Source organism: Ensifer sp. EB106-05-01-XG146 (assembly GCF_058791875.1).
In genome coordinates this window covers 3,120,965-3,140,948 of sequence record NZ_JBYTDX010000001.1, presented here as the reverse complement: position 1 = coordinate 3,140,948, position 19,984 = coordinate 3,120,965, and the positions used below count along the sequence as shown (strand labels likewise).

At 62.8% G+C, this 19,984-nt stretch carries 17 protein-coding genes; 5 read left to right on the top strand and 12 right to left on the bottom strand.

Annotation, left to right across the window (positions count from 1 at the left end; all coding sequences use genetic code 11):
- Positions 1 to 3 precede the first annotated feature (3 nt).
- From AC3WVQ_RS15690 to AC3WVQ_RS15665, 6 genes are all read right to left on the bottom strand, one after another.
- Positions 4 to 1,002 carry an SPFH domain-containing protein gene (locus AC3WVQ_RS15690; RefSeq protein ID WP_089044972.1) on the bottom strand — a complete coding sequence of 333 codons (999 nt, stop codon included), beginning with the start codon at positions 1,000 to 1,002 and terminating at the stop codon, positions 4 to 6.
- Between the two features lie 194 nt (positions 1,003 to 1,196).
- Positions 1,197 to 2,234, bottom strand: coding sequence for a ferrochelatase (hemH, locus tag AC3WVQ_RS15685; protein WP_192442841.1), 1,038 nt, complete (start codon positions 2,232 to 2,234; stop codon positions 1,197 to 1,199).
- Positions 2,235 to 2,356: 122 nt separating this feature from the next.
- Positions 2,357 to 4,231, bottom strand: a complete 1,875-nt coding sequence (locus tag AC3WVQ_RS15680) for a 5'-nucleotidase C-terminal domain-containing protein (RefSeq protein ID WP_110819203.1) — start codon at positions 4,229 to 4,231, stop codon at positions 2,357 to 2,359.
- Between the two features lie 230 nt (positions 4,232 to 4,461).
- Positions 4,462 to 4,833, bottom strand: coding sequence for an outer membrane lipoprotein Omp10 (omp10, locus tag AC3WVQ_RS15675; protein WP_090299699.1), 372 nt, complete (start codon positions 4,831 to 4,833; stop codon positions 4,462 to 4,464).
- Positions 4,834 to 5,006: 173 nt separating this feature from the next.
- Entirely contained in the window at positions 5,007 to 6,458 is a 1,452-nt protein-coding gene (locus tag AC3WVQ_RS15670; RefSeq protein WP_090299701.1) for a homospermidine synthase, read from the bottom strand.
- 191 nt (positions 6,459 to 6,649) lie between these two features.
- Entirely contained in the window at positions 6,650 to 7,528 is an 879-nt protein-coding gene (locus AC3WVQ_RS15665) for a heme-dependent oxidative N-demethylase family protein (RefSeq protein ID WP_060581091.1), read from the bottom strand.
- Between the two features lie 148 nt (positions 7,529 to 7,676).
- On the opposite strand from AC3WVQ_RS15665, the gene AC3WVQ_RS15660 reads away from it, so the two are divergent.
- On the top strand, positions 7,677 to 8,627 hold the full coding sequence (locus tag AC3WVQ_RS15660) for a sensor domain-containing diguanylate cyclase (RefSeq protein ID WP_034806098.1): 951 nt from the start codon (positions 7,677 to 7,679) through the stop codon (positions 8,625 to 8,627).
- Here the strand turns inward: AC3WVQ_RS15660 and AC3WVQ_RS15655 are convergent.
- Genes AC3WVQ_RS15655 through AC3WVQ_RS15645 form a run of 3 tightly spaced genes read right to left on the bottom strand, consistent with a single transcriptional unit; the run spans position 8,592 to position 12,325 of the window.
- Complete coding sequence (locus AC3WVQ_RS15655; protein WP_060518639.1) at positions 8,592 to 9,224, bottom strand: aminotransferase class IV family protein; 633 nt, start codon at positions 9,222 to 9,224, stop codon at positions 8,592 to 8,594. The two genes, AC3WVQ_RS15660 and AC3WVQ_RS15655, sit on opposite strands and share 36 nt — an antisense overlap.
- A complete protein-coding gene (locus AC3WVQ_RS15650) occupies positions 9,221 to 10,420 on the bottom strand; it encodes an aminodeoxychorismate synthase component I (RefSeq protein WP_110819204.1) in 1,200 nt (399 codons plus the stop codon). Before AC3WVQ_RS15650 ends, AC3WVQ_RS15655 begins: the two co-directional genes overlap by 4 nt.
- Before the next feature lie 45 nt (positions 10,421 to 10,465).
- On the bottom strand, positions 10,466 to 12,325 hold the full coding sequence (locus tag AC3WVQ_RS15645) for a M3 family oligoendopeptidase (RefSeq protein ID WP_110819224.1): 1,860 nt from the start codon (positions 12,323 to 12,325) through the stop codon (positions 10,466 to 10,468).
- A gap of 187 nt (positions 12,326 to 12,512) precedes the next feature.
- On the opposite strand from AC3WVQ_RS15645, the gene AC3WVQ_RS15640 reads away from it, so the two are divergent.
- On the top strand, positions 12,513 to 14,057 hold the full coding sequence (locus AC3WVQ_RS15640; RefSeq protein ID WP_034806104.1) for a sigma-54-dependent transcriptional regulator: 1,545 nt from the start codon (positions 12,513 to 12,515) through the stop codon (positions 14,055 to 14,057).
- Between the two features lie 180 nt (positions 14,058 to 14,237).
- A complete protein-coding gene (locus tag AC3WVQ_RS15635; protein ID WP_090299705.1) occupies positions 14,238 to 16,094 on the top strand; it encodes a peptidoglycan L,D-endopeptidase MepK in 1,857 nt (618 codons plus the stop codon).
- A gap of 168 nt (positions 16,095 to 16,262) precedes the next feature.
- Here AC3WVQ_RS15635 and AC3WVQ_RS15630 read toward each other — a convergent pair whose 3' ends face one another.
- The 3 genes from AC3WVQ_RS15630 to AC3WVQ_RS15620 form a co-directional block, all read right to left on the bottom strand.
- The gene (locus AC3WVQ_RS15630) at positions 16,263 to 16,526 is read right to left on the bottom strand and encodes a DUF2312 domain-containing protein (RefSeq protein ID WP_034806111.1); all 264 of its coding nucleotides are present in this window, start codon (positions 16,524 to 16,526) and stop codon (positions 16,263 to 16,265) included.
- Between the two features lie 231 nt (positions 16,527 to 16,757).
- On the bottom strand, positions 16,758 to 17,066 hold the full coding sequence (locus tag AC3WVQ_RS15625; protein WP_090299706.1) for a DUF1244 domain-containing protein: 309 nt from the start codon (positions 17,064 to 17,066) through the stop codon (positions 16,758 to 16,760).
- Complete coding sequence (locus tag AC3WVQ_RS15620) at positions 17,063 to 17,872, bottom strand: N-formylglutamate amidohydrolase (protein WP_090299708.1); 810 nt, start codon at positions 17,870 to 17,872, stop codon at positions 17,063 to 17,065. The genes AC3WVQ_RS15625 and AC3WVQ_RS15620 overlap by 4 nt, the downstream gene beginning before the upstream one ends.
- Before the next feature lie 192 nt (positions 17,873 to 18,064).
- Between AC3WVQ_RS15620 and AC3WVQ_RS15615 the strand changes: the two genes are divergently transcribed.
- On the top strand, positions 18,065 to 18,541 hold the full coding sequence (locus tag AC3WVQ_RS15615) for a DUF1036 domain-containing protein (protein ID WP_051659725.1): 477 nt from the start codon (positions 18,065 to 18,067) through the stop codon (positions 18,539 to 18,541).
- Positions 18,541 to 19,980 (top strand): pyruvate kinase, encoded by a 1,440-nt coding sequence (pyk, locus tag AC3WVQ_RS15610; RefSeq protein ID WP_060518631.1) that lies wholly within the window; start codon positions 18,541 to 18,543, stop codon positions 19,978 to 19,980. Before AC3WVQ_RS15615 ends, pyk begins: the two co-directional genes overlap by 1 nt.
- The last annotated feature ends 4 nt before the right edge of the window (positions 19,981 to 19,984 follow it).

Genomic DNA, 19,984 nt, shown 5'->3' with positions numbered 1-19,984 from the left:
CGTCTACTTCCCTTGCGCGGGATCGGTCGGGAAAGCTGGTGTGGTGCGCGGCGTCGACTGGCGCGGGCGGGTCGCTGGCGCCGTCTGGCTGTCGCCAAAGACTTCCTTGGCGATGGCGCCGATGCCACCGAGCGAACCGATCAGCGCGGAAGCTTCCATCGGCATCAACACGATCTTCTGGTTGTTGGCGGTGCCGATCGAGGCGAGTGCTTCGGTGTACTTCTGGGCAACGAAGTAGTTGATCGCCTGCACGTCGCCGGCCGCAATGGCCTCGGAGACCATCTTGGTTGCCTTCGCCTCTGCCTCGGCCAGGCGCTCGCGCGCTTCGGCGTCACGAAACGCCGCTTCGCGCTGGCCCTCGGCCTGCAGGATCGCCGACTGCTTGGCGCCTTCGGCGCGCAGGATCTGGGCGTTTCTGGCGCCTTCGGCTTCGAGCACCTGCGCGCGTTTCTCGCGCTCGGCCTTCATCTGGCGCGCCATGGCATCGACGAGATCCTTCGGCGGGGCGATATCCTTGATCTCGATGCGGGTGATCTTGATGCCCCAGGGGCTGGCAGCTTCGTCGACGACGTGCAGCAGCCTGTCGTTGATCGTATCACGGTTGGAGAGCAGTTCGTCGAGGTCCATCGAACCCATGACCGAGCGGATGTTGGTCATCGTCAGGTTGAGGATGGCGTTTTCCAGATGCGCGACCTGGTAGGCGGCCTGCGCCGCATTCAGGATCTGATAGAAGGCGACGGCATCGGCCGAAACGCTGGCATTGTCCTTGGTGATGACTTCCTGGGTCGGAACGTCGAGCACCTGTTCCATCACGTTCATCTTGGCGCCGATGCGGTCGATGAACGGCACGATCAGATTGAGGCCCGGCTCCAGCGTTTTGGTGTAGCGACCGAAGCGCTCGATCGTATAGCGGTAGCCCTGCGGCACCGTCTTGATCCCCATGAAGAGGACCAGGATGATGAGCACCACGAAGCCAATGACGACGATATCCATTCCGCCCAAGACTTACCCCCTTAAATTGCAATCTCGACCTGTGGCTGCAGTCTAGCGTATTCCGTTTCCCTTCGGAATCGGTTTTCCGCGGATTGCGCGTAAATTCAAAATGTTAGATTGCCGCACTCGCCGGTGGGGAAGAGCGCGGCTCCTTCATCCTGAGCTGGCGGCCAGCGCGCCGTTCAAGTGGGGTGATGGGACGCTTAAAGCCAGCCGGCAAGCTCCCGGCGCACGACGTGTTCGAGCACGGCCATGCCTTCGGCGCTGTCGTTCAGACAGGGGATGTGGGTGAACTTCTCGCCGCCATTGTGATGGAAGCTTTCGGCCGCCTGCTCGGCGATCTCTTCCAACGTTTCCAGACAGTCGGAGACGAAGCCCGGGTTGAGGACGGCAATGCGCTTGACACCGTCCTGCGCAAGTTTTTCGACCGTCTTGTCGGTATAGGGCTGCAGCCATTCCTCAGGCCCGAAGCGCGACTGGAAGGTGACCTGCAGCTTCTCCTTCGACCAGCCGAGCTTTTCGCGCAAAAGCCGCGCGGTCTTCTGGCACTGGCAGTAGTAGGGATCGCCCTTATCGAAATAGCTCTTCGGAATGCCGTGGAAGGAGGTCAGAACCACCTCCGGCTCCCAGTCGAGCGTCGCCAGGTGACGCTCGATCGAGGTTGCCAGAGCGTCGATGTAGACGGGATCGTCGTGGTAGGGTGGAACGGTGCGCAGTGCCGGCTGCCAGCGCATCTTCAGAAGCGCCTCGAAGGCCTTGTCATTAACGGTGGCGGTGGTGGCGGCGGCATATTGCGGATAAAGCGGGAAGACGAGAATGCGTTCACAGCCGGCCTTCTGCAGTGCGTCCATGCGCGAGGCGATCGACGGCTGGCCGTAGCGCATGCCCCAGTCGACGATGACGTTAGGCTGGTCGGCGAAGGACTTCGCCATCAGTTCGGACTGGTTGCGGGTGTAGGTCCGGAGGTAGCTTTCGTTCAAGTCCCTGTTCCAGATCGTCTCATAGGCCTTGCCGACCTTGCCGGGGCGGGTGTTGAGCACGATGCCGAACAGGATCGGGTACCAGAACAGTCGCGACCACTCGATCACCCGGCGGTCGGTCAGAAACTCCTTCAGGTAGCGGCGCATCGAGGTGTAGTCGGTGCCATCAGGCGTGCCGAGATTGACCAGCAGGATACCGACCTTTCCGGATTTGACGGACGGGTGGCTGGCAGGGGTGGTCACGGCAAGCTGATCGGTCATCTTCATCCTCGTCGGGTCCCCGTATCGGGACGCCGCTTTCGTTCCTTCGGTTTCCAGTCCTTCTAAAAAGAAAAGCCGGCGCGGGGAAGCCGCGCCGGCTCTGAAAGTAGAGGCAAATTGTCTTACTTTGCCGGAATCTCCAGTTCCTTGCCGACATGCAGGTGGCGCGGCGCCGGCTTGCCGTTGGCGTCGGAGATCTTCTTCCAGAGCGCGCCTTCGCCGTAGAAGGCCTTGGCGAGATCCCAGAGCGTGTCGCCCTTGGTGATCACGTGCTTCTGCGGGCCGCTCGCTGCCGCCGTGCCGCTGGCCGTTGCCGCCGGCTGGGCTGCCGTGGCGTCGGCAGCAGGCTTTGCGTCCGCCGCCGGCTCGGCCGTTGCCGCACCGGCCGCCGAAGCGACCTCGGTGATGCGGCCGTCGGTATAGGGCTTGAACGGCTGGTGGGCGGCAAGGTAGTCGGCAAGCACGGTTTCGAGGCCCGGACCGTAGTCGTAGGCGTTTTCACCCTTCTCCTTGAAGACGTCGTAGCCGTCGCCGCCATTGCGCATGTAGTTGTTGGTGACGAGCGAATAGGTCTTGGCCGGATCGAGCGGGACGTAGGCCTCGCCTTCCTTCACCTCGACCGAGACGACGCGGCTGCCGACCGGCTTCGACTTGTCGAAGGAGAACTTCATGCCGGCCACCTGCGGGAAACGGCCGCCGCCTTCCTCAAGCTTGCTGAGACCGTTTTCCAGGGCTTCACGAATGCCGTCGCCCTTCATCTGGAAGGTCGCAACCGTGTTCTGGAACGGCAGGACCGTAATGGCTTCGCCCATCGAAACGTCGCCGGCATCGATGGAGGCGCGCAGACCGCCGCCGTTGGTGATGGCGATGGTCACACCCTGGCCCTTGACGCGGTCGAGCATGGCGTCGGTGAGCAGGCTGCCCATTTCGCACTCTTTGGTGCGGCAATTCTCGCGCGAGCCGTCGATCGGCGCCTCGGTCTTGGCGATGATCTTCGAGCGCAGCTCTTCGATCGGCTTGCCGAGTTCGGCGACGCGGGCAAGCACCGCCTCATCCGGCTTGACCGAGCTGTCGACCAGGATCGGGTCGCCCTTGGCGGCCTTGACCACGCCCTTGTCGTCGAAGGTAACGACGAGATCGCCGAGATATTTGGTGTAGGAGCCGGCCTGGACGACCGGAACCTTGTAGCCGCCTGGGTTGTCGACCATCGTCGGGTAAGGACCCTCGGCTTTTGCATCGGTGTTGGAGAGCAGGCTGTGCGAGTGGCCGCCGACGACGACGTCGACATCCGGGATCTTGGCGATGGCCGCGAGGTCGCGCGGATAGCCGACATGGGTGAGCGCTATGATCTTGTCGACGCCCTGCTTCTTCAGTTCCTCGACGGCTGCCGTGGTGGTGGCGACGTCGTCGCCGATCAGGATGTCCGGGCCGGGGGAAGAGAGTTCAGGCGTGTCGTTGGCAACCGCGCCGACGATGCCGACCTTCTGGCCACCGACATCGAGCACGATCGACGGCTTGATGCGGTCGCCGATCTTCGACTTCTGGCTCGGCAGCACGTTGGCGGTGACGACCGGGAAGGCGATCTTGTCGAGGAAGCCGGCAAGGCCGTCCTCGCTCTCGTCGAACTCATGGTTGCCGACGGTCATCGCGTCGAACTTCATCAGGTTGAGGAATTCGGCTTCCGCGAGGCCCTTGTAGGTGGTGAAGAACAGCGAACCCTGGAAGTTGTCGCCGGCGTTGAGCAGCAGCACGTTCTTGCCCGAGAGGTCCTGGCGCTTCTGGTCGATCAAGGCCTTGAGGCGCGCGACGCCGCCGAAGCACTCGTTCTTGCCCTCCTCTTCCGCCGAGCAGGTGGAATCGAACTTGTTGATCGATTCGATGCGGGAATGGAGGTCGTTGATATGCAGGATGTTCAATTCATAATCGGCGAAGGCTGCGCCCGAGGAGAGGGCAAGAATGGACGCGGTCATCAGGCCGGTCCGCACGTGTCTGATCATGATGTTCTCCTGTTTTGCCGGTTGTCGCCCGACCGCATCCGGTCCGCCGAAACGGATCCGGTCCCCACGGTCGGGGTGGCTTTGCCGGGCCGGATGTTTTCATCACTTGAAGGCGACTTCAAGCGTTAAAACCATGCCCTGGTTGTCGGGTTTACCGTTAAGGTTAAGTCGTGGCCCGCAAACGAAAAAAGCCTCCGGACGGAGGCTTTTGCAATTTCGTGTTTTCTGTTTTAGCCGCGACGCGCGAGCGAGAACTGTGCCCCGGCGTCGGTGGTGCAGTTGAGCTGGTTCTGCGTGACCAGAGCGCAAGCGACCTTCGACTGGGTGTTGCGCACCAGCGAGGTCATATTGATCTCGACAAGCGTCGGGCTCGTCTTGACGTAGTTGCCCGAGGCGAGCAACTGGTTGGTGTCGGTCGTGCGCGTGGAGAAGGTACCGCCGGCAAATGTCGAGACGATACCGTTCGGGTCTACCCAGGAGCCCTCGACGCCCGCAGCCTGGCGTGCCGGCTGCCCACCCTCATCGATGATCCGTGGCGACGACTGGCAGGAGGCAAGCGCGGCCGCGGTTGCGATTAGGGTCAGAACGGCGAATGGCTTCATAGGCGATTTCCCCCGCGTTTGGGTCGAGCGGATTGTTTCATTCCGGCAGACCATGCCGCGATCATGAGTTGAAAGCAAGAGCGGCAGGCCGCGGCCTCGGGCTTTTCCGCCAGAGATGAAAAGGCCCGGGGCACGTTCGTGTCCCGGGCCGGATGCGCTTACGTCTCAGCAGCTTAGCGAACGAGGATGTTCTTGAACTGCCACGGATCCTTGGTGTCGATGTCTTCCGGGAACAGGCCCGGGCGACCGTCGAGCGGGGTCCAGTCGGTGTAGTGACCTTCGACCGGGCCGAGGTAGGGCAGTTGGACTTCGAGGCAACGCTTGTAGTCCATCTCGTCGGCTTCGACGATGCCGGCCTTCGGGTTCTCGAGAGCCCAGACCATGCCGGCGAGAACGGCCGAAGTGACCTGCAGACCGGTCGCGTTCTGGTAAGGCGCGATGCGGCGGGTTTCTTCGAGCGACAGGCGCGAGCCGAACCAGTAGGCGTTCTTGTCGTGGCCGTAGAGCAGCACGCCGAGTTCGTCGACGCCGTCGACCAGTTCCTTTTCGTCAAGGACGTGGTGCACCGGCTGGGCGTTGCCGCCGTTGCCGAACATTTCGTGCAGCGACAGAACGGCGTCGTTGGCCGGATGGTAGGCGTAGTGGCAGGTCGGGCGATAGGTGACTTCGCCTTCCTTATCGCGAACCGTGAAGAAGTCGGCGATCGAGATCGCCTCGTTGTGGGTCACGAGGTAGCCATACTGCGGGCCGGGGGTCGGGCACCAGCTGCGCACGCGGGTGTTGGCGCCCGGCTGCTCCAGATAGATCGCTGCCTTGCAACCCTTCTTGTGCTTCTTGGCGTTCTTCGGCATCCAGTTTTCATGTGTGCCCCAGCCGAGTTCGGCCGGCTGCAGGCCTTCCGAGATGAAGCCTTCGACCGACCAGGTGTTCCAGAAGGTGTTGAACGGCTTCGGGTTCTTGGTGCGCTGGGTGTCGCGCTCGGCGATGTGCACGCCCTTGACGCCGACCTTCTTCATCAGCTTGGCCCAGCCTTCGCGGTCGTCCTGATGCGGCTCTTCGAACTTCACGCCAAGGTCGTTGGCGAGGTTGAGGAGGCCCTGCTTGACGAACCAGGAGACCATGCCGGGGTTGGCGCCGCAGGTGGAAACCGCGGTTGTGCCGCCCGGGTTCTTTTCCTTTTCCTTGCGCACGGTTTCGCGCAGCGCATAGTTGGTGCGCTCGGAATTGTCCATTTCGGCGTCGAAGTAGAAGCCGAGCCACGGCTCGACGACCGTGTCGACGTAGAGCACGTCGAGCTTGCGGCACATCTTCATCAGGTCGAGCGAGCCGGTGTCGACCGACAGGTTGACGCAGAAGCCCTGGCCTTCGCCTTCGGTCAGAAGCGGCTTCAGCAGTTCCTTGTAGTTGTCCTTGGTCACATGCGCGCGAACGTGACGAACGCCATGGCGTTCGAAGATCTCGTTGTCGGCAGCATCCTCACGGGGCTCGACCACGATCAACCGGTTCTTGTCGTATTTGAAGTGGCGCTCGATCAGCGGCAAGGTGCCGCGACCGATCGAACCGAAACCGATCATCACGATCGGACCGGTGATCTCGCCATAAACCGGATAGGTGGTATCTGCCATTTTTGTCTTACTCCTGAGAAAACTTTCCCTGTGGCGGTGGGTGACTAAGCATGAGGAAGCGGCTGTGGCCGCTGTTCTGGCTCGTATGAATGTGCCGACGGCCGCGATGCCCGTGGGGCACGCGGCGCTGTAGAGCATAGATTGCTGTCACAATAAAGAGCCGGCGGGTCAACCGCTATTTGCGTCTGTGCTTAACCGGCGATCGTGAGAAGTGCTTCAATCAGCCCGTCCCGCTTGCTGACAAGCCCCTTGTAGGCGGCCTGCGGCAAGGTCAGGGCGCGCAGCTGCTCGACGAAGGACGCGGCCAGGGCTGCGGCATCCGGCCGCTTGCGCAGCATCGTCAGCGGGTCCGAATAGATGCGGATAGTGAAGACGAGCGCACCGGTCTCAGGCAGCTTGCGCAGCGTCTGCCGTTCGATGCGGATGAAGGTCCGCTCCTCGGTCATCTCGATCGCACCGGCGGCGATGCCTTCGGATTTCGATTTCGGCAGGTGCAGCGCGCCGTCGACATTGACCGCCCAGTTGAAGCGCTCGACGAAGCGACCCGGCGGCAGGTTGTCGAACATGCGGGCAATCAGTTCGGCATTGCGGGTGCCATGCTCGAAACCCGGGACGGGGCCATGGATCTCGTTCATGGTGCGGCCGTATTTTTCGGCGAGCGACCAGGACGAGGGAAAGGCGACATAGGCAGCGTTCAGACGCCAGCCGTCTCCGGTCTTTTGCATGATGGCGAGATCGTCCTGGACAAGCGATCCCGAAACGGCCAGTGGATCATCGCCGTCGAGTGGCACGGGCTCGCCGCCGACGATCATGCTGTCGCCGTCGCGGCGGTAGATCTCTGGGTAGGCGGCCGGCAGGTAGTCGACCAGAATGCCCAGCAGTTCGCGCTGGGCGTCCTGCGTACCGTCGGCTGCGGCAAACACGGTACCGCGCGCTTGCGCAAGCAGCAGCTTCTTTTCGGAGAGATAGTGCTGCAGCTGGTCGTCCGGCTCAATCCAGCGATCGGGGTCGAGCTGGGCAAGGCCGATGGTGAAGGGTTTTGAAGAACCGTCGTAAGGCGTATGCTTCATGCGGAGCGACCGGTCGAGGTTGCGATTTAACCATATTCCCTATCGTTTCGCACGGTGAAACGCTTGTCACAAGCGGTTCGTGCTATAGCTACGGTAGAAGCATCCGCTTCGCGCCATAATTGATTAGTTCCCGGAGGCGTGACAGACCGTGACCGGTAGTCATCTCAAGGCTCTTGCGGCCCTACAGAGTAAAACACCCGTGCTGATCGCACTTTATGATCAGCACGATCGACTGCGCTTCGCCAATCCGGCGTTTCGCGCGGCCTACCATGTCGGTCCGGACGAGAGCCCGACCTGGGAAGAGATCATGCGTCGGAACCATGCCGCCGGACAGGGCACCATCCTGAAGTCGGAAGATATCGATGCCTGGATCGCCTCGACATTGCACCGGCGCGGCAAGGTGCCGTTCCGCGCCATGGAAACAGACCTGCACGACGGTCGCTGGCTGTGGATGACGGAGACGGTGGATGCGGATGGCTGCATGCTGTGCATCGCCGTCGACGTCACGACGATCCATGCCGAAGAACGGGAACTGCGCCAGGACCGCGACTTTGCGCTTCGGGCCGCCCAGGTCGACGAGCTGACGAGCGTGCCCAACCGCCGCTACACGATGGGGCGTCTCACCGAGTTCATCGCCAACTGCGCCGAGAACCCGCATATGTGGGGCTGTGTCGCGATCATCGATATCGATTACTTCAAGGCGATCAATGACCGCCACGGGCACCAGCGCGGCGACGAGGTTTTACTCGACTTTGCGCGCCAGATGCAGGAGTTCGTGCGCCGTTCGGACTGCTTCGGCCGGATTGGCGGCGAGGAATTCATGCTCATCCTGCCTGATACCACCATCAGCGAGGGCCACCGCATTCTCGATCGTCTGCTCGAACGGGTGCGCAATTCCCGCCCGCTCGAGAACATCCCGGAGTTCTTCTACACCTGTTCGGTCGGGGTTGCGGAGTATCGCGACGGGGACACGGTCAGCGACCTCTATGCACGCGCCGATCAGGCGCTCTATCTCGCCAAGCGCGATGGACGGGACCAGGTCAGGCGCCACACGCTTCCCGGCTCAGACCAGGAGGTTCACCCGGATCAGGCCCCGTAGCGAGTTGCCGAGATAAAGGTCGCCGCGGGCGAGGTCGTTAAGCGAAAGTCGCGCAACTCGCGCGCGGCGCTGGCAGATGAGCTCGGTACGCAGCACGCCGGCAAGCAGGCCGCAGGCGATCGGCGGCGTCTTGAGGATGCCGCTGCCGTCGTCGAGGAAGACGGAGGTGATCGTGCCTTCGCAGACCTCATCCTTCTCGTTCAGAAGCAGAACTTCGTCGGCCTCGCTCGGGCCGAACTCGCCGCGGGCTGCCTCATAGGCGGCGCGGCGACTGGTCTTGTAGCGCAGCAGCGGATCGCCCGACTTGAGCCGGGTGCTGGCAACCCGTACCCGCCAGACCGTATCTTGGGGGAGCGGCGCGAAGGGGGCGGTCTTCACCTCGATATGGCCGTCCGGGAAGAGCTCGAGGCGAACGCGAAGCGCGGCGCCGCCATCTCCGGCCTTGACCGCTGCAAGCAGCGCGGCCTGCGCGCCATCGGCGCCCGAAATGCCGAGACGGCGGGCGGATCGGACCAGCCGGGCGAGGTGCAGACGCAGGCGGATGAAACCGGCTTCGGGCTCGTAGCGCAGGGTTTCGATCAACGAGAAATCCGTCATCGGACGACCGCGTCATCGGCGGGCGCGACATCGCCTTCGCCGAGCGCGATCCTGTCGTCGCCAACGGCAAAGCGGGCCTTCAGGAGGCACTCTTCGTATTCGGACTGGGCGGTGCTGTCGAAGACGATGCCGCCGCCGACATTAAAGACGGCATCGCCATTTTCGAAGAGCGATATCGTCCGGATCGCGACGCTGAACCGCATCACGCCGTTCGGGGCGATGAAACCGATGGCGCCGCAATAGGCGTCGCGGGGACCGTCTTCCAGGTCGTGCAGGATTTCCATGGCGCGCATCTTCGGCGCCCCGGTGATCGAGCCGCAGGGGAAGAGCGCCGTGAAAATATCCTTGAGGCTGATCTCGGGCAGGAGCTTTGCTCGGACGTGGCTCACCATCTGGTGCACGGTCGGGTAGGTCTCGATGTCGAAGAGCTTGGGGACATCAAGCGTGCCGACCTCGGTGATGCGCGAGATGTCATTGCGCAGGAGATCGACGATCATCCGGTTTTCGGCCTGGGTCTTTTCGTCGGTGCGCATGGCGGCGATGATCTCGGCGTCTTCCGCGGCCGACGCGCCGCGCTTGGCCGTGCCCTTCATCGGGTGGGTCTCGATCCAGCCGTCCGCATCGACACGGAAGAAAAGCTCCGGCGAGCGCGACAGGAGCACTGGCCCGTCGAGCGCGACGAGCGCGCCGTACTTGACCGGCTGCCGGTCGATCAGCGACCAGAAGGCTGCGCGCGGGTCGCCGGACCAGCGGGCGCGGATCGGCATCGTCAGGTTTGCCTGGTAACAATCGCCCTTTCGCAAATGCAGGTGCAGGCGGTCGAAACGTTCGCGGTAGGTATCGAAATCCCAGCCGGCGCGCGGTTCGCTCAAGAAGGGTTCGTTCTCGGTTCGCCGCTGCGGCTCGGCGAGGGGATGATCCTCGCTCGGCGCATCGAAGATGCCGAATGACATCAGCGGCGTCTTGCGATTTTCCTCGGCAAAGCCTTCGAGCTTCTCCTCGAAGAGATGGCCGGCCTCATAGGACATGAAGCCGGCAATCCATTTGCCTGATTTGTGCGCGCGTTCAAGCTCGGCAAGGCCGCGGACAAATTCGGCCTTCGTGCGGGCCGTTATGACGCGCGAAGGCGCTGCGAAAACCGTGGTGCGGCTTTCGCTGTCGTCCCGGAACAGCACATAGGGTGCAGTGTCGTTCATAAAGTCGTCTTGTCGATCGCGCAGCGATCCGGACCCTTGTCCGGATCAGGCCTTATCAAGCGCTTCGAGTTCGTCGATGAGCCCTTCGATCATCGACAGTCCCTGTGCCCAGAACGACGGATCGGTGGCATCGAGGCCGAAGGGGGCGAGCAGTTCGGAATGGTGCTTGGTGCCGCCGGCCTTCAGAAGCTCGAAGTACTTGTCCTGGAAGCCCTGTTCGGCGTTCTGGTAGACCGCGTAAAGCGAGTTCACCAGGCAGTCGCCGAAGGCATAGGCATAGACGTAGAAGGGCGAATGGATGAAGTGCGGGATATAGGCCCAGTAGGTCTCGTAGCCTTCGGAAATCCGGATGGCCGGGCCAAGGCTCTCGTTCTGCACCGACAGCCACAGCTTACCGATATCGTCGGCCGTCAGCTCGCCTTCCTTCCGCGCGGTGTGCACCTTGCGCTCGAACTCGTAGAAGGCGATCTGGCGCACGACCGTGTTGATCATGTCCTCGACCTTCTGGGAGAGCATGGCCTTGCGCTCGCGCTTGTCCTTCGTCTGGTCGAGCAGTGCGCGGAAGGTCAGCATCTCGCCGAAGACAGACGCGGTTTCGGCGAGCGTCAGCGGCGTCGAGGCCATCAACGCGCCCTGTCCGCCGGCAAGCACCTGGTGCACGCCGTGGCCGAGCTCGTGGGCGAGCGTCATCACGTCGCGCGGCTTGCCCATGTAGTTGACGAGCACATAGGGGTGAGCCGACGGCACCGTCGGGTGGGCGAAGGCGCCCGGCGCCTTGCCGGGCCGCACCGGCGCGTCGATCCAGCGCTCGTCGAAGAAACGGCGGGCGATATCAGCCATTTCCGGCGCGAAGGCATTATAGGCGGAGAGCACCGTGTCCTTGGCCTCGTCCCAGGAGATCAGCGCGTTCGGCGTTTCCGGCAGCGGCGCGTTGCGGTCCCAGAAATCCATCTGCTCCATGCCGAGCCACTTTGCCTTCAGCGAATAGTAGCGGTGCGACAGGCGCGGATAGGCGGACTTGACCGCTTCGGCGAGTGCATCGACGACCTCGCGCTCGACGCGGTTGGCCAGATGCCGGCTGTCGGCAATATCCTTGAAGCCGCGCCAGCGGTCGGAGATTTCCTTGTCCTTGGCGAGCGTGTTGGTGATCAGCGTGAAGGTGCGGATATTGGCCTTGAAGGTTTCCGCCAGCGCCATCGCCGCCTTCTTGCGAACGTCGCTCGACGGGTCCTGCAGCAGGTTCAGGGTGACCTCGAGCGGCAGCGCTTCACCGTCGACAGTGAAGGTGAGGCTTGCCATAGTCTCGTCGAACAGCCGGTTGAAGGCGGCGGCACCGGTCATCGATTTTTCCAGGAAAAGCTGCTCCAGCTTGTCGTCGAGCTGATAGGGCTTGTCCATGCGCAGGTCGGTCAGCCAGGGCTTGTAATGGGCGGCGAGCGCGTCTGTTTCGAGTGCCTTGTCGAGGATCGCGTCGTCGATGCGGTTCAGCTCCAGGGAGAAGAACAGGAGATGCGCCGACATGTCGGTGAGCTTCGACTGCACATCGCCGTAAAGCTTGCCATTCTCCGGCTTGGACGTGTCCGAAAAATAGGTGAGGCCGGCAAACGACGCGATGCGGCCCATGATGTCTTCGAGCGCTTCGAATTCCCGCACGGCAGCGCCGATGCCGGCTTCGCCGCTCTGCGTCGCCGCTTCGGCCAGCTTGCCCTTCCACTTGGTCTCGAAGGCGATCGCGTCGGCATCGGCCTTCTTCATATCGTTGCGAAACGCATCCGAGGAAGCGGAGGCATAAAGATCCTCCAGCCGCCAGGAGGGCAGGTCACCGAGGTCGGCAGCGGCGCCATGGGTCTGGCCGGCGGCGGCGCGGACAACAAATTGCTCGGGGGCGAAGGGGCGGAAGGTCATCGTCGGATTTCTCTCGTTCGTGACAGGAAGAGGCAGCGATATGGCCCCCATTGCTATCGCCGGCAATGGATAAAATGCAAGCATTTCTCAAAACATGATGTTCAGCCCTTTATGGCACAGATGCCTGACGTGATTTGGCACATGAGGTTGGCCAAAGAGTACCGCGTGTCCAGAGCAGGAGGCTTCCGTGACATCACACATTCTGGTCATTGATGACGATCCGGTGCAGCGCCGGTTGCTGACGAACATGATCGAGCGTCTCGGTCATGTGGCGCATCTCGCCGATAACGGCCGCAGCGGTCTGGAACTGCTGGAGCGCAAGGGCGGCATGATCAATGTCATCCTTCTCGATCTCCTGATGCCGGAAATGAACGGCCACGGCTTCCTCGAAGCGCTGGCCGAGCGCGGCGTCGACACGCCGGTCATCGTCCAGACCGGACAGGGCGGCATCGAGACCGTGGTGCACGCGATGCAGGCCGGCGCCTTCGACTTCCTGGTCAAGCCGGTCTCTCCGGAACGGCTGTCCGTGGCCATCAGCAATGCGCTGAAAATGGCAAGCCGTGACGGCAAGGTCAAAACCTCGCGCCGTCCGCGCGGTGGCGCCGTCGGCTTCGACGATATCGTCTCGGCAAGCCCCGCGATGATCCGGGTGATCGACCTTGCGCGCCGCGCCGCGCAGTCCAACATCCCGATCGTGCTCGAGGGCGAATCTGGCGTCGGCAAGGAAATGGTGGCGCGCGCCATCCAGTCGGCAAGCGACAGGGTCGGCAAGCCCTTCATCACCGTTAACTGTGGCGCCATCCCGCACAATCTGGTCGAGAGCATTCTCTTCGGTCACGAAAAGGGTGCCTTTACCGGCGCGACCGAAAAGCACACCGGCAAGTTCGTCGATGCGGACGGAGGAACGCTGTTCCTCGACGAGATTGGCGACTTGCCGCTCGAGGTTCAGGTGAAGCTGCTGCGCGCGGTTCAGCAGGGTGAGGTCGAGACGATCGGCGCGCGCCATCCGCAGAAGGTGAACGTGCGGCTGATCTCGGCCACCAACAAGGACCTGATCAACGAAGTGCGCGAAGGGCGGTTCCGCGAGGATCTCTACTACCGCCTCAATGTTTTCCCGATCACCATTCCGGCGCTTCGCCGACGCAAGGAAGATATCCCGGTGCTGGTGCGCTCCTTCGTCGAGCGCTTCGCCGCCGAGCAGCGGCTGAACCAGCCGCTGACGGTATCGAGCGGTGCGCTCGCGCTTCTGACCGCCTATGATTGGCCGGGCAACATTCGCCAGCTCGAGAACGCGATCTTCCGCGCCGTCGTGCTGGCCGAGGGCAACGAACTGACGGTGAAGGATTTCCCGCAGATCGCCACTCAGATACCCGGCTACGTGGTTTCCGATCGTTCGGGCTTCTCCTGGGGCGAGGGCGGACCGGAGCGGGCGCCGGCTGGCGGCGAGACGGCATCAAGCGTCTATCCCGACTTCGCGAGTGCGGCGAAGTCCATGGAGGCGGAAGCCTCCAGCGACCCGCGCATGGAGAATGCGATCGCCAGCGTCGACGAGGGCGGAGACGTGCGCAAGCTTGCCGAAGTCGAGGAGGAATTGATTCGTTTTGCGCTGAAATTCTACCGCGGCCAGATGAGCCAGGTGGCCCGAAAGCTCGGTATCGGCCGGTCTACCCTCTACCGCAAGCTGAAGGATTATGGCATCGATCCCGATAACCCTTTGAGAGAGGCGGCATAAAATCGACGCATTCACGATTCATTAGCCGTGCTATTCAGTCACCGCCGTTTAGACCTTGTTAGTGAAGTATTCACTATATTATAAGGGGCGGTGACGACTGTGGCAAATTTGCCATGCTGTCACCTTATTTGACAGTCATCTGAGACAGCGAAGCACGGTTGTCCGTCGGACGGGGATTGAATGCCAAATTTGTTCGGTTTTAAGAAGCCGCTCGGCTCCTTAGCGAGAGTCTGCGCGGCGGTCACCCGCCGGGTGCCGCAGGTTCTGACATCCGTTGCTCTTGCGGCTGCCCTCGTTACGCCTGGTTTTGCTCCTCCCGTGGAGGCCGCAGGCCAGACCCGGACACTGAAGCTCTATTTCATTCATACTCAGGAAAAGGCGCAGATCACCTTCAAGCGCAATGGCCGCTACGACGCCAAGGGTCTGCAGGAAATCAACCGTTTCCTGCGCGACTGGCGTCGCAACGAGCCGACGAAGATGGACCCGCGCCTGCTCGATCTCGTCTGGGAAGTCTATCAGAAGAGCGGATCGCGCGATTACATCCACGTCGTTTCGGCCTATCGTTCGCCGGCGACCAACGGCATGCTGCGTTCGCGTTCGAAGGGCGTCGCCAAGAAGAGCCAGCACATGCTCGGCAAGGCGATGGACTTCTATCTGCCTGATGTGAAGCTGAAGACGCTGCGTGAAATCGGCGTGAAATTCCAGGTGGGCGGCGTCGGTTACTACCCGACTTCCGGCTCGCCTTTCGTCCATATGGATGTCGGTGGCGTTCGCGCCTGGCCGCGCATGAGCCGTGCCGAATTGGCGCGCCTCTTCCCCGACGGCAAGACCATGCATCTGCCGTCCGACGGCAAGCCGCTTCCGGGTTATGACCAGGCGGTTGCCGACTACAAGCGTCGCGTCGGCGCGTCGGCGATCCAGGTCGCCGGTGGCGGCGATACGGGCCCGGGCGATACGGCGAGCGGCAAGCGCCGCGGCAACCTGTTCGCCATGCTCTTTGGCGGCGGCGGTGACGAGGATGAAGAACCCTCGGCAATCGCAGCCGGCCCCGGTGCCGACGATGAAGGTGGCGCAGCTCCTGCTGCCAAGGTGCAGACGGCTGCCGCGCCCGCCGCTCAGGAAGCGCTGCCCGGCGTCGCCGGTTCTGTCGCCGCCGAGCCGACGGTTGCTGCCGAACAGAACATCAATGCGCCGGTCCCGGCGGTGCGGCCTGCCTTCAAGCAAGCGCCTGCCGATGGTGGCGTAGCCGTAGCCCTGGTGGCGCCGGAGAAGAGCCCCGCGCAGGAAGCCCTTGCTGCCGCCCTGCCGCCAACCTCGGAAATGCCGAGCGAGTTTGCCGACCTCGGCTCGATGAAGGTTCCTGTACCGCAAATGCTTGACCGCCGCGACATGAACACGCTCGTCGCATCCGCCGATGCCGAACCGGACATGCAGGCGCTCGGTTTCGTGCCGGTTCCGGCCGTGCGGCCCGCGGGTGACGCGGCGCTTGCCGCCGTTGCCGATGCACAGGTCGTGATCCCCTCCTTCGCGGAGCGCCCGGTCGTGGCATCCGCCGAACCGCCGCGCGACGTGGCGGCCGAAGCCAAGACCCGTGTCGCGCTTGCCCAGCCGACGCCAGCTGAACGTCAGCCGGTTGCCCAGCCGCAGCCGATCGAGATGGCAGCCTATGCGCCGCAGTCGGGTACGAATGCGCGCGCCGCGATCTTCGACAGCGCCTTCGACACGCAGGCGGAAGCTCCGGCCAAGGGCGGCCGACCGAAGAAGAACGACGCCGATGCCGCGACCCGCTCGTCGGTGCGCGCCGAGCCGAAGCTGACCCAGAAGATTATTTCCGAATGGGCGCTTTCGACCGGCCGCGTCGCAACGCTGTCCAAGCCGGTGAAGGCGCCGCGCTTCGTCAGCAAGTCTCTGCGTACTGCTCCGACGACGGTCTATGCCGCCGGCTTCTCCAGCAGCGCTGGACCAAACGTCGACACGGCCCGGTTCAGCGGCAATGCCGTCAACTTCATGGAAGTGAAGAAGTTCAGCACCAACTGAGCTTCCACCAAACCCTAGACACGAAAAAGCCCGCCGATCTGGCGGGCTTTTTCGTGTCTGTATTCTGCCTTCGCCTTATGTCGGCTCCCGGCTGCATTGAGAGCCTCTGCTGCCGGGTTCACGCGCGGAAGGCGAAGGCCGCCTGTCGGCGGCCTTCAAAAGGCTTGCTTATTCCTCGTCGGCTGCCGGCACCATGCCGAGCGCCTGGAGGTAGGTGTCGAGGATCGCTTCCTGTTCCATGCGCTCGTCGTGGTCCTGCTTGCGGATCGAAATGACCTTGCGCAGGATCTTGGCGTCGAAACCTGTGGACTTGGCTTCGCCATAGACGTCCTTGATGTCGTCGGCGATGGTCTTCTTTTCTTCTTCCAGGCGTTCGATCCGTTCGATGAAAGCACGAAGCTGATCGCGTGCGACGCCGTGAGCATCCGACATGGTCTTCTCCTTGATAGGGGGAATGGAATTTCTTGGGTGCCGTGACGTGCCGCGAACGGCCGCCAAGGTCAAGGGTGATTGCGCAACAACGCGGTCATTTCCGTGGCAGAGGCGGGCGAAACGGCCCTATTCCTTTGATCACGACGGTTTGCGTCGGCTCGATCCAGCCATCATTTTGAAGCGGCTTACGAGTTAGAGCGGAATGCCGCGGAAACCCGCATACGCCTTTCCTCACTCAGCTTTGGGCCGGTTGAACTCGAACGCCGCCTTTTGTTCTGCGGATGCTTCCCTCTGGTTGCGCTCGCGCCATTCCTCGTAGGGCATGCCGTAGATGATCTCGCGCGATTCCTCCTTGGCAAGCGGAACGCCAGCCTGTTCGGCGGCTTCGCGATACCAGTTGGACAGGCAGTTGCGGCAGAAGCCGGCGAGGTTCATCAGGTCGATGTTCTGGACATCGCTGTGCTCGCGCAGATGGTTGACCAGCCGGCGAAAGGCGGCGGCCTCGAAGGCGATCTGTTGCTCCGGGGTCAGTTCGGTCATGGTCGCTCGTCCTCTTCATCATAGGCGCCGGTGCGCGAGATGTGCCGCTCGTACCGATGCAGTTCGGGCATGGCGTTGAGGCTTGCCAGGATCGGCGCCAGCCGCTCGGCCCAGGCGGCAACGCCTTCAGAGTCGGCGATCAGATCCTGCCGCACCTCGATCAGGGCATGCGCAATGCCCGGCACCATGCAGTGCCGGAACATGGTATCGCCGCGCAACGCGCCGTCATAGGGTTCATTGTTGCCGACGACGATATCGCCCGGTGCCTCGAGCCTGTCGATCAGTGGCCGAACGGCGCGGCCGTCGCTGTCCCAGAGGACGGCGGCGTGCCAGGGACGGGCGACGCCCTTCCAGGCCGGCGTGTAGGAATGGATGGAGATGACCAGCGGTGCTGCGCCATGCGCCTCGGCGCTTCGGCCGATGGTCTCGGAGACGGCGCGGTGATAGGGACGATGGAACCGGTTCAGCCGGTTCTCCCACTCCTTCTCGGTGATGGGATGGTTTCCCGGAATGATCGCTCCGTCGGAAATCCGCATGATCAGCGTCGGGTCGTCCTCGCCGCGATTGGGATCGATCAGCAAGCGCGAGAAGCAGCCGAGAACGGCCGGCGCATCGAGCATCGCAGACAGGCGCCGCACGAGCGCTTCGACACCGATATCATAGGCGATGTGCCGCTCGAAGGCCGCGGCGGGAAGGCCGAGACTGCCATACTCGGCAGGCAGCCGGTTCATCGCGTGATCGGCAAGGAGCACGAGCCCGGTTGTGGGCTTGGCTTCGATAATCTCATAGGGAGAATAGTGTTGCATGCCGTTCCAGTCCGTTTCAGCGCCCCGTCTCGCTGATCGCACGCGAGGGCGTCAATCGCAAGAAAAACGCAACTGTTTATCGAAATCCGAAAGCAATTTACCGATTGTAATCGATTAGAGTTACGTTGACTTTCGGGGCTGCCCGTCGCAAGAAAGTGCCACGCAAATCAAAACGGAGTTCCATCGGAAACCGTGTCCAGATATCCTTTTTCCAAAGCGAAGCCGGGGCTGACGACACTGGGAGGCATCCTCCTGTTTCTCCTGGCAACATCAAGCTCATTTCTTTTCGCCAGCGACGCACGCGCCGACTTCCGCGTGTGCAACGGCACCCAGACACTGGTCGGCGTAGCCATCGGCTACCGAGCCAAGGACGGCTGGATGACGGAAGGCTGGTGGCAGGTGCCTGCCAACACCTGCGCGACCCTGATCGAGGGCGAGCTACAGTCACGATATTATTATCTTTACGCGGAAGATGCGGCCCGTGGCGGCCGCTGGACCGGTGACGTCAACATGTGCGTTGCCGAGAACGAATTCAAAATCACGGGCGTGCAGGACTGCTTCGCCCGCGGCTTCCAGCGCATGGGATTCAAAGAGTACGACACGGGACGGCAGGGAAGCTGGATGGTTCAGCTTTCGGATCCGTCCGGCACGCAGGAAAGCCAGAATTGATGAAGCGGAACAGAAAAGTCAAAATCCTCGCAACGCTCGGACCGGCGTCTTCGGACGAGCAGATGATCCAGAAGCTGCACGAGGCCGGGGCCGATCTGTTCCGCATCAACATGAGCCATGCGAGCCACGACGTGATGCGCACGCTGGTGCAGCGCATCCGCGCAGTCGAGGCGCGCTGTGGCCGGCCGATCGGCATCCTCGGCGACCTGCAGGGACCGAAGCTGCGCGTCGGCAAGTTCGCGGAAGGCAAGGTGGACCTGAAGGTCGGCCAGACCTTCACGCTCGACAACAAGGACGAGCCTGGCGACAACACCCGCGTCTATCTGCCCCATCCGGAGATCCTCGAAGCGGTCAAGCCCGGCCATCGGCTGCTGATCGACGACGGCAAGCTGCACCTGAAGGCTGAAAAGACCGATGGCAAGAGCATCGTCACGACGGTCGTCGCCGGCACGAAGATCTCCGACCGCAAGGGCGTCAGCCTGCCCGATACGCTGCTTGCCGTCGGCGTACTGACCGACAAGGATCGTGCCGACCTCGACGCCGTTCTGGCGACCGGCGAATTCGACTGGGTGGCGCTCTCCTTCGTGCAGCGTCCGGAAGACCTGGCAGAGGTTCGCAAGATCGCCCGCGGCCGCGTCGGCCTGATGTCGAAGATCGAAAAGCCGCAGGCGCTCGACCGCATCGACGAGATCATCGAGCTCTCCGACGCACTGATGGTTGCCCGCGGTGACCTCGGCGTCGAGATGCCGCTGGAATCGGTGCCGGGCCTGCAGAAGCAGCTGACGCGCGCATGTCGCCGCGCCGGCAAGCCGGTAGTGGTCGCCACGCAGATGCTGGAATCGATGATTTCGGCTCCGGTCCCGACGCGTGCCGAAGTCTCCGACGTCGCGACGGCCGTCTTCGAAGGTGCGGACGCCGTCATGCTTTCGGCAGAATCGGCCTCGGGCGAATATCCGGTGGAAGCCGTTTCGACCATGGCGTCGATCGCCAGCAACGTCGAGCGCGACCCGCATTATTCCAGCATCATCTACGCGCAGCGCACGCCGCCGGAAGCCACCGGTGCCGACGCGATTTCGCTTGCGGCCCACCAGATCGCCGAGACGCTGCGGCTCTCTGCCATCGTCTGCTACACCTCGTCGGGTACGACGGGTCTGCGCGCCGCCCGCGAGCGGCCGCAGGTGCCGATCATCGCGCTGTCGCCGATCGTGCAGACGGCGCGCCGCCTCTCGGTCGTCTGGGGCCTGCATTGCGTGGTCACCGAGGATGCGACAGACCTCGACGACATGGTCAACCGCGCATGCCGCATCGTTGCCTCGGAAGGCTTCGGCAAGCCGGGCGAACGCATCATCATTTCGGCCGGCGTGCCGCTCGGTACCCCGGGCGCGACCAACATGCTGCGTATCGCCTATATCGGCTCGGACGGCATGAGCGGCGTCTGACGCC

Bases quoted from the DNA above. Each gene is read 5' to 3' on its own strand.
- AC3WVQ_RS15670 (WP_090299701.1), bottom strand. From the start codon at position 6,458: ATGGCAGATACCACCTATCCGGTTTATGGCGAGATCACCGGTCCGATC.
- AC3WVQ_RS15655 (WP_060518639.1), bottom strand. From the start codon at position 9,224: ATGACGGATTTCTCGTTGATCGAAACCCTGCGCTACGAGCCCGAAGCC.
- AC3WVQ_RS15665 (WP_060581091.1), bottom strand. From the start codon at position 7,528: ATGAAGCATACGCCTTACGACGGTTCTTCAAAACCCTTCACCATCGGC.
- hemH (WP_192442841.1), bottom strand. From the start codon at position 2,234: ATGACCGATCAGCTTGCCGTGACCACCCCTGCCAGCCACCCGTCCGTC.
- AC3WVQ_RS15635 (WP_090299705.1), top strand. From the start codon at position 14,238: ATGCCAAATTTGTTCGGTTTTAAGAAGCCGCTCGGCTCCTTAGCGAGA.
- AC3WVQ_RS15680 (WP_110819203.1), bottom strand. From the start codon at position 4,231: ATGATCAGACACGTGCGGACCGGCCTGATGACCGCGTCCATTCTTGCC.
- AC3WVQ_RS15645 (WP_110819224.1), bottom strand. From the start codon at position 12,325: ATGACCTTCCGCCCCTTCGCCCCCGAGCAATTTGTTGTCCGCGCCGCC.
- AC3WVQ_RS15620 (WP_090299708.1), bottom strand. From the start codon at position 17,872: ATGCAACACTATTCTCCCTATGAGATTATCGAAGCCAAGCCCACAACC.
- AC3WVQ_RS15625 (WP_090299706.1), bottom strand. From the start codon at position 17,066: ATGACCGAACTGACCCCGGAGCAACAGATCGCCTTCGAGGCCGCCGCC.
- AC3WVQ_RS15650 (WP_110819204.1), bottom strand. From the start codon at position 10,420: ATGAACGACACTGCACCCTATGTGCTGTTCCGGGACGACAGCGAAAGC.
- omp10 (WP_090299699.1), bottom strand. From the start codon at position 4,833: ATGAAGCCATTCGCCGTTCTGACCCTAATCGCAACCGCGGCCGCGCTT.
- pyk (WP_060518631.1), top strand. From the start codon at position 18,541: ATGAAGCGGAACAGAAAAGTCAAAATCCTCGCAACGCTCGGACCGGCG.
- AC3WVQ_RS15630 (WP_034806111.1), bottom strand. From the start codon at position 16,526: ATGTCGGATGCTCACGGCGTCGCACGCGATCAGCTTCGTGCTTTCATC.